Source organism: Pseudomonas sp. CM25, assembly GCF_013179705.1.
In the GTDB taxonomy this organism is placed as follows: domain Bacteria; phylum Pseudomonadota; class Gammaproteobacteria; order Pseudomonadales; family Pseudomonadaceae; genus Aquipseudomonas.
Genome location: NZ_JABMCW010000276.1, coordinates 1 through 7,441, shown reverse-complemented (window position 1 = coordinate 7,441; position 7,441 = coordinate 1). Strand labels below are relative to the sequence as shown.

Below are 7,441 nucleotides of genomic sequence, written 5' to 3'. Positions count from 1 at the left end.
CGATGCTGTTGACGGCTTGCATGCCGTTGACCTGGAAGCCGACATGGCGGTCGGTCACTTGTTCGTCAGCCACGAAGTGCTCACCGCCTTGGTTGTCGACTTCGTTTTCCGGCCCTTCCTCCTCTTCCCCCTCGCCCTCGGTTTCTTCGGGGTCGATACCGTGCTTGTTGGGGTTGGCCTGATAGGCCAGCAGGTTGGTCAGGTTGACGGTGAGGCAGTCACCGGCCGCCACCCGCAGCACGATCGGCCGTGGGCGCTTGTCCGGGCGCAGGGTCACCTTCCCCGGCACCGCCGCGCCACCCTTGCCCAGAGGGACGTTCTTGTCGTCCACCACATCTTCGCGCAGGGCGAACATCATGCCATTGGCGTTTTGCGCACCAAGGCGGTTGAACATCAGCGGCTGGTCCAGGGCCACCACATTGGCGACCAAGGTGCGCTGGCACTGCACAGCCGCCTCGCTGGTCGTTTCCCAGCCAAGCAAGGCCAGTACAAGTGATGACAGGACGGGGCCTTTGAGCGGCGTCGACATGCTGCACCTCCGGAACACAGGAACTCTGCGAGGAGCTGGAGCAAGCTGTGTGCCAGGTGCTAATTGCTAGGGTTTTCAGAGGGTTGCGTAGGCAATCGAAACGGATTGGGGAGGATGCCCCAGCGTTTTTCCCCGAATTGGGGGTGGCTTGTGGGGTGTTTGGTAGAGGATGTTTTCACCTGCCGATGGAATGAACAGCAGGATCACTGATGAGCCCAAATGCGGTGCATCATGGGCAGATGACCAAGGCTCACAGAGCTGCTGCACGACTGACGGACCGGGGATATCACCTGGCATTGATGTAGCGCCGACCGGCCTCATCGCCGGCAAGCCAGCTCCCACAGGCTCTGTATAAAGCCTCAGAGCAGTGCGATCCTGCACAAGTCTTCAGGTCAGTGCTAACCCTGTGGGAGCTGGCTTGCCGGCGATGGGCCGCAGAGCGGCCCCGGTGATGTGGCTGTGATGCAAAGGCCTTAACCTACTAGTCCGCGCACACAGAAGCCAAAAACGCGCCCAAAGCGCATTGTTTCACTGACGTCGTTTCATCGCCGCCGTAGCAAATCGTTCTCGTGACGTATAAGAAATGCAGTCTGAAAATTATCGAGATCCAGATTTTCGTGAAAAACCTTTATCGAATTCTTCAATTCAAGCACTGCAGCATCCTGATATTTATGAGGCACGGAATCAATCATCTGCAGGATTTGCAAGTCCCCCTCCAGTAGCTCGGAGTGCCGCACTTCCACCTGCCACTCTGCAGCATTTATCGCATTTCCTTGCTCACCAAATTTCTGCCTGTCTATATTCGTCAAGCTTGTATCCTTTATCGCATCGCGCTTGGCAAGCTTTAGGCCAGCGAAGTCCGTTGCCAGCCCTGCAATGACCCCAGTTTGATCATTGGCTTTCTGCATGATCTGACTTTTGGCCTTTGTGTACTTCGGAGCGATGAATGCAAACTTCCGCCCAAACCATTTTATGAGCTTGGCCGTCCTGCCTGATGGATCATTACGATTCACCGGATCCCCAAGACAGTACGCATAAGCGTTCAACCCGCCCCGATGAAAGGGGCTTAGTGCATCAGTAGAGCAAAAGCGCATCAACTGAGGACTGTAAGCTCGCACGCCGTTGCCTAACAAATACAAACCCATGGGTTCAATGTACGCTGCGTTGAATTTCAGCGATGGCTGGTCCTTTCCCCCCGAGTGACTGAATCCATAAGGATTATAGCTGATACTGCGTGGTGCACGCGCAACGCCACTTGACAAGACCGAACCTGCATGGTCTGAAGCTACCATGAGACTAACAAGCCCATTTCGCTCGCCACGATATTCGGACAGCGGTGTCTTGCCGGACCACCCTAACCTTCTCCATGTACCTTGTGGGTCAACAATCGCGGATATTAGCCCGCCTTGATAAAAAGCGTTCATACGGACTGTCATGTCAGCGAACCTCTTAGAAAGCGCACGAGCCACACCTGCTGATCGGCCAAGTCTTTCACAGCCGGAGCAATGCTTGAACTGGCATAAATAACAGGCTGTGATTCCTGCGCTTTGTTATCGCAATCCTGCTCACTCAAGGTTATGACCTATTTCAGACCCTGCGCGACTCATCACAGCTCGCACACGGCCTGCGCTCGCCTCAACCCACCAACCCCCGCACACAGAAGTACAGTATCGACGGCCCCATCAGGCAACCCAACCCGGTATGGAAGGTAGCCGTCAACGCCCCATACGGCACCAGCCGCCGATCCGTCGCCGCCAACCCGGCCGTCACCCCCGATACGGTCCCCGCCAGCCCGCCGAACACCATCGCCGACCGCGGGTTGTCCAGCGCCAGTAACCGCGCAGACACAGGGGTAAACACCATCACCAGAATCGCCTTGATCAGCCCGGTGGCAATCGACAAGGCCATCACGTCCGAGCTCGCACCCAGCGCAGCCCCGGTCACGGGCCCGACGATGTAAGTCACCGCACCCGCGCCAATGGTGGTCATGCTCACCGCATCGCGATAGCCGAAGGCATAGGCCACCGCCGCGCCGACAATGAATGGCAGCACGGTGCCCAGCAGCAGCGCCAGCGCACCGATCATCCCGGCCTTGCGCGCCTCGGTGGCCTGTACTTCGAAGGCCGTGGCGACGATGGCAAAGTCACGCAGCATGGCCCCGCCCATCAAACCGATACCGGAGAACAGCGCCATGTCGGCCAGGCCTTTCTGGCCACCGGTCAGAGTACCGCCGACCCAGGCCAGCACCAGGCCGATGACAATGGCGATGGCCGAGCCGTGCACACGGCCGAAGGTCAGGTATTTCGACATCAGAACCGAAAGCCACATGATGGCGCCCACCACCGCAAAAGCAGTGATCAGGCCGTTGTGTTCCAGGGCATTGTCAATAAGTGGCCACATGTTCAACGACCTCCTGCAGGGGCAGCCTGCACATTGGCTTCGGGGGTGGGTTCAAGGGCAGGCAAGGGCTCGCCGCGATGGCTGCGGCTGATCAGCGCGATGGTCGCACCGCACACCAGCACCGCCCCAATGGCGGCCAGCAGCGCCACCGGCCCGCCATGCAAGGCGGTGACCACGTTCTGCTGGGCAGCCATGGCCACCACCACCGGGATGTACATGGCGCCCCAGAAGCCCACGCCGAATTCGCATTCCTTGCTCATGCCGCCGTTGCGGTGCATGTACAGCCGTGCGCAAATCAGCAGGATCATGGCGATGCCGACCCCGCCGACGTTGGATTTGACGCCCAGCAGCACGCCCAGGAAGTCGCCGACGATAACGCCGGCAAGTGTGCAGACCGCCAGCAGTGCCACACCATAGATGATCATTATTGTTGCCCTCAGGTAGTGTCGAAGTTGCTTGTTGTTGTTCTTCGCCTTCAGTAAACCTGCAGGCACCGCGTTGGCTTCTTCGCGGGTAAATCGGATCGCCGCACCGCCGCTCCCACAGTAATTTCACAGCATTCAAGGCATGTGCACTGCATGTGGGAGCAGGGTTTACCCGCGAACACGGGCGCAGCCCGTGCCATCCATCGCGATACCAGCCTTCATCGCCGGTCGGCCACCTCCTGGCGCAGCAGCGCATCCAGGGTGTCCCAACGGGTACCGTCCACCGCCACCACCCTGCCCTGTTCGAACACCGACCGTGCCAACCCGCTGAGCACGCTGCCAGGCGGCATTTCCAGGTGCAGACGCACGCCGCGTTCATAGGCGTTGCGCACCATGGCACGCCAGTCGACCAGCCGCGCCATGTTGCCGGCCAGGTCATCGCGCAGGCGCTGCGGGTCGAAAACCGGCCGCGCGCTGCTGCCACTGAGGTAAGTGATACGGGGCCGTTGCAGTTCGACCGTGGCGAACGCATTGGCCAACTCCGCTGCCGGGCCGTCCAGCAGCGGGCAATGCGACGGCACGCTCACCGCCAGCCGGCGAGCCACGCCCCGGCCCAGGCTGCGCGCCAGGGCCGCGACCGCCGCCATCGCCGTATCGCTACCGGCAATGACAATCTGGTTTTCACTGTTGAGGTTGGCCACATACACCTCGCCACCCACCTCGCCCAGCAGATGCTCGACACTGGCCAGGTCCAGGCCGCTGAGTGCGGTCATGCCGTAACCTTGCGGGTAGGCGCGCTGCATCAGCTCCCCGCGCAGGGCAACCAGCCGGACCGCATCGGCGAAACCCAGTGCGCCGGCGACAACCGCTGCCGGGTAGGCACCAATCGACAACCCCGCCACGTAATCCGGCGCAGGGCTGCGTTGCATCAGCCAGCGCGCCCAGGCCACGCCGCTCAGCAGCAGGCACAGCTGCACGGCACGGGTAGATTGCAGCGCGGGCTGACTGTCCAGCGCCAGCGCGGGCTGACCGAGGGTGTCGCTGGCCTCCTCCAGCAGTTGCCCGGCGCCCTCAGGCAGGTGCTGCAGCATGCCCGCTTGCTGGGCGCCCTGGCCGGGGAACGCGAACAGGCTGCTCATGCGGCATGCTCCAGTGCTGCCCATGGGTCGCTGACCAGCAGCGGACCACTTGCCGACTTGAGCAGCACGCGCGGGGAAAACCCGGCCCACTCACGCAAGGCGATGGCCCCGGCCGGGGTCTCCAGTTGCACGTCGATACGACAAGGCGCGCAGTCGAGAATATCCAGCAAGTCCCGCGCCTGCTCGCGGGCCAGGGGCTGTGGCGTGCGCAACACCAGGTCCAGGTCACTGTCGGCGTGCAGCACCTCACTGCCCGTGGCGATCTGATACCCGGCCCCACCGGTCGGCCCCCAGGCCAGCCCCGTGGTTTCCAGTACCGGTGCGACCGAAGCCAGAGCACGCAACGCAGGCCACGGGCTTGCCACCTGCCAGCGGAGCGTTTCCGGGCCTAGCTGGCGCTGGATGTCGGCCAGCCGCATCAGGGCGCCCAAGCGCTGCACCCTACCCTGGCCACGCAACCCCACCGCCACCCAGCCGATCCCACAGCTGGCACGACGCACCACTACCGGCTGAGCGCTGGCCAGCACATCCTGGGCCCACTGCGGTGCATCATCGGGCAGCGCCGACACAGGCATACCCCAAAGCAGGTCGTGCGGCCGTGGTGTGTTCATTTCACGCCCCCTGCCACTGGCGGCGCAGCTGTTCGCGCACTTGCCGCGAGGCGCTACGGTTTTCACCGGCCAGCCGCGACGACAGGTCGGTCGAGCTGCCGATGTCGCGCACCGCTTCGGCCAGGCAGGCGCGCACCTGAGTGATATCGGCGCTGCTCGGCGCCTCAGCGTTCTCCACCGTCAGGCGGCGCCACAGCAAGCCCAGCGACGCGTAGCTGGCCAGGTCGTACGCCATGGGCGGTACCTCGGCCGCCAGGGCCTCCAGTTGCTCGACGCTGCGCAAGGTAATGCGCGCCGCTGCCGCCTTGCCCATGGCATGTACCATCACCCCGGCATCGTCCAGGGCAATCAGGCGCTGGGCCTGGTAGCCGTGGGCCAGGAAGGCACCGGACATGGCCTTGCCGACCAGCAGGCCGATCACCGGATGCCCGGCCAACCGCGCCCGAGCGTATGCCTGCACTGCACCGGCCAGCGCCTGATGGATGCCCAGCGCCTCTTCGCGACGACCATAGGCCTGGCTGGGCACATCGATGACCGCAACGATGGCACGCTTCTGGCCGTTTCGGTCCGCCTCTACCGCCTCGCTCACGGCTTTGGCCAGGCCCCAGCCTTCCAGCACGCCGACCTCGCCCGAGCGCGCGCGGGGGAACGGGTTTGCTGCATCGGGCACCACGGCGATGAAGCGCGCCGGGCGGTTGTCGAGCTCACCCTCGATAACCCGCAACGACGCGGGATAGCCCGGCAAGGCTTGCCCGCCGGCAAGGCCCGGCAGCCAGTTCAGTGCACGGTTCATCGGGCTTCTCCTTGGTAAAGTTGACGTACGGTCGCGGCATCCAGTTGCGGGCAGTTATCGCCCAGCCCGGCCAGGCGTTCGAGGAACCAGGCGTACTGGCTGGCGCGGTCGCTGGAAGGTGCGTCAAGTAACTGCAACAACTGTTCGCGCACCGCCTGGATATCATCCGCCACGTAGCCATCCACCAACCCGCTGGCATGGCGCTGCTCGCCACCGCTCAGGCTCCAGATGAAGGGGCGGTCCTTGGCGTCGTACTCGCCGATGCCCGCCTCCTGCTCGATCACCTGCGGGCCGTTGAGGCCCAGGCGCGCTTCGCGGGTAACCAGCAGATGGCTGCACAGGCCCGCAGCAATGGACATGCCGCCGAAGCAGCCGACCGAACCTGCGATCAGGCCGATCACCGGCTGCCAGTTACGCAGTTCGACGATGGCTGCCTGGATCTCGGCAATCGCCGCCAGGCCCAGGTTGGCTTCCTGCAGACGCACCCCGCCGGTCTCCAGCAGCAGCACCGCACAGGTAGGGACGCCGTTGCGGTTGTCTTCGATGGCCAGTTCCAGCGCACCGGCAATCTTGGCACCGCCCACCTCGCCCATGCTGCCACCCTGAAAGCCGCCTTCAATGGCGGCGACCACCGCGTTGCGCCCGTTCAGCAGGCCCTTGGCAATGATCACGCCATCGTCGGCCTGCGGCACGATGCCCTGGCGCGGCAACCACGGCGACATCAGCCGGTCGAAAGGGCCCAGCAGTTCGCGGAAGCTGCCCGCGTCGAGCAGTGCGCGGGCCCGTTGCCGGGCACCTAGCTCGACAAAGCTGCGGCTGTGCAGCAAACGTTCGGTATCAGTCATGGGCAATCTCCTCGAAGCCTTGCTCCAGGCGCAGGCGCACCACGCCGGGGGTGGCGCCAAAATCGTGGATATCGATATTCACCGCCGGCCAGGCGCGGTCCTCGAACAAGCGCTGGAACAGTTGCTGCCAGCGCGCAGCGCTGCCGTTTACCGAAGTCATCACCTGGATCTGCAGGCTGCCGGCGGTGCCGGGTTCGATCAGCACTTCGAGGTCCCCGGAGCTGACGCAGCCCACCAGCGTGCGGCCACGCCCAGGTTGCGCAGCGGGGAATTGAAAGTTCAGGGTTTCCATGTCACAGGCTCCCGGCTTTGTCGAGGAACAGGCAGGCGGCGAGCAGATCGGCAGCGCCGCCCGGTGAGGCGTTCAGGTGCAGCAGTTGCTGGTCGAGTTCGCGCAGCTGCCGGCGCCCGGCCAGCGTGGCGCTGCCGCCTGCGCCCAGAACTGCCAGCGCGCCTTGCTGGACGGCTGCCAGCCCGGCCGGGCCGCTGCGCCAGAGCACGCAGGTGTCGCTGAGCACCGCCATGATTGCCAGCAGCGCGTCGAGACGGGCGTGAGGCTCGCTGGCGCCGGCGGCGCGGCTGCGCTGCAGTTGCGGCAGCCCGTGGCGGATGACGGCGGGGAAGCCTTGCTGTGCCTGTTCCCGAGCGCCGCTGGTGCCGTAGCGCTGGCGCACCTGCAGGCCGTGGCTTTGCTGTGGC

At 64.0% G+C, this 7,441-nt stretch carries 10 protein-coding genes; all 10 read right to left on the bottom strand.

The window, feature by feature from the left end:
* Positions 1-529 (bottom strand): hypothetical protein (locus HP546_RS22785; protein WP_172229784.1); only part of this gene is annotated, 529 nt, incomplete at its 3' end.
* 542 nt (positions 530-1,071) lie between these two features.
* The gene (locus HP546_RS22780) at positions 1,072-1,965 is read right to left on the bottom strand and encodes an RHS repeat-associated core domain-containing protein (RefSeq protein WP_178126840.1); all 894 of its coding nucleotides are present in this window, start codon (positions 1,963-1,965) and stop codon (positions 1,072-1,074) included.
* Positions 1,966-2,164: 199 nt separating this feature from the next.
* Positions 2,165-2,929 (bottom strand): malonate transporter subunit MadM, encoded by a 765-nt coding sequence (gene madM, locus HP546_RS22775; RefSeq protein ID WP_172229781.1) that lies wholly within the window; start codon positions 2,927-2,929, stop codon positions 2,165-2,167.
* 2 nt (positions 2,930-2,931) lie between these two features.
* Positions 2,932-3,354, bottom strand: a complete 423-nt coding sequence (madL, locus tag HP546_RS22770) for a malonate transporter subunit MadL (RefSeq protein WP_172229778.1) — start codon at positions 3,352-3,354, stop codon at positions 2,932-2,934.
* 218 nt (positions 3,355-3,572) lie between these two features.
* Entirely contained in the window at positions 3,573-4,493 is a 921-nt protein-coding gene (gene mdcH, locus HP546_RS22765) for a malonate decarboxylase subunit epsilon (protein WP_172229775.1), read from the bottom strand.
* Positions 4,490-5,104 carry a malonate decarboxylase holo-ACP synthase gene (locus HP546_RS22760; protein ID WP_172229772.1) on the bottom strand — a complete coding sequence of 205 codons (615 nt, stop codon included), beginning with the start codon at positions 5,102-5,104 and terminating at the stop codon, positions 4,490-4,492. The genes mdcH and HP546_RS22760 overlap by 4 nt, the downstream gene beginning before the upstream one ends.
* A 1-nt stretch (position 5,105) precedes the next feature.
* Complete coding sequence (mdcE, locus tag HP546_RS22755; protein ID WP_172229769.1) at positions 5,106-5,897, bottom strand: biotin-independent malonate decarboxylase subunit gamma; 792 nt, start codon at positions 5,895-5,897, stop codon at positions 5,106-5,108.
* The gene (locus HP546_RS22750; RefSeq protein WP_172229766.1) at positions 5,894-6,742 is read right to left on the bottom strand and encodes a biotin-independent malonate decarboxylase subunit beta; all 849 of its coding nucleotides are present in this window, start codon (positions 6,740-6,742) and stop codon (positions 5,894-5,896) included. The genes mdcE and HP546_RS22750 overlap by 4 nt, the downstream gene beginning before the upstream one ends.
* Entirely contained in the window at positions 6,735-7,034 is a 300-nt protein-coding gene (locus tag HP546_RS22745; protein ID WP_172229763.1) for a malonate decarboxylase subunit delta, read from the bottom strand. The genes HP546_RS22750 and HP546_RS22745 overlap by 8 nt, the downstream gene beginning before the upstream one ends.
* A gap of 1 nt (position 7,035) precedes the next feature.
* Positions 7,036-7,441 (bottom strand): triphosphoribosyl-dephospho-CoA synthase (locus HP546_RS22740; RefSeq protein WP_172229761.1); only part of this gene is annotated, 406 nt, incomplete at its 5' end.

What these genes read in the sequence shown, in the direction of transcription:
- madL (WP_172229778.1), bottom strand. Translation starts at nt 3,354, where the DNA reads ATGATCATCTATGGTGTGGCACTGCTGGCGGTCTGCACACTTGCCGGC.
- HP546_RS22780 (WP_178126840.1), bottom strand. Translation starts at nt 1,965, where the DNA reads ATGACAGTCCGTATGAACGCTTTTTATCAAGGCGGGCTAATATCCGCG.
- mdcH (WP_172229775.1), bottom strand. Translation starts at nt 4,493, where the DNA reads ATGAGCAGCCTGTTCGCGTTCCCCGGCCAGGGCGCCCAGCAAGCGGGC.
- HP546_RS22745 (WP_172229763.1), bottom strand. Translation starts at nt 7,034, where the DNA reads ATGGAAACCCTGAACTTTCAATTCCCCGCTGCGCAACCTGGGCGTGGC.
- HP546_RS22760 (WP_172229772.1), bottom strand. Translation starts at nt 5,104, where the DNA reads ATGAACACACCACGGCCGCACGACCTGCTTTGGGGTATGCCTGTGTCG.
- mdcE (WP_172229769.1), bottom strand. Translation starts at nt 5,897, where the DNA reads ATGAACCGTGCACTGAACTGGCTGCCGGGCCTTGCCGGCGGGCAAGCC.
- madM (WP_172229781.1), bottom strand. Translation starts at nt 2,929, where the DNA reads ATGTGGCCACTTATTGACAATGCCCTGGAACACAACGGCCTGATCACT.
- HP546_RS22750 (WP_172229766.1), bottom strand. Translation starts at nt 6,742, where the DNA reads ATGACTGATACCGAACGTTTGCTGCACAGCCGCAGCTTTGTCGAGCTA.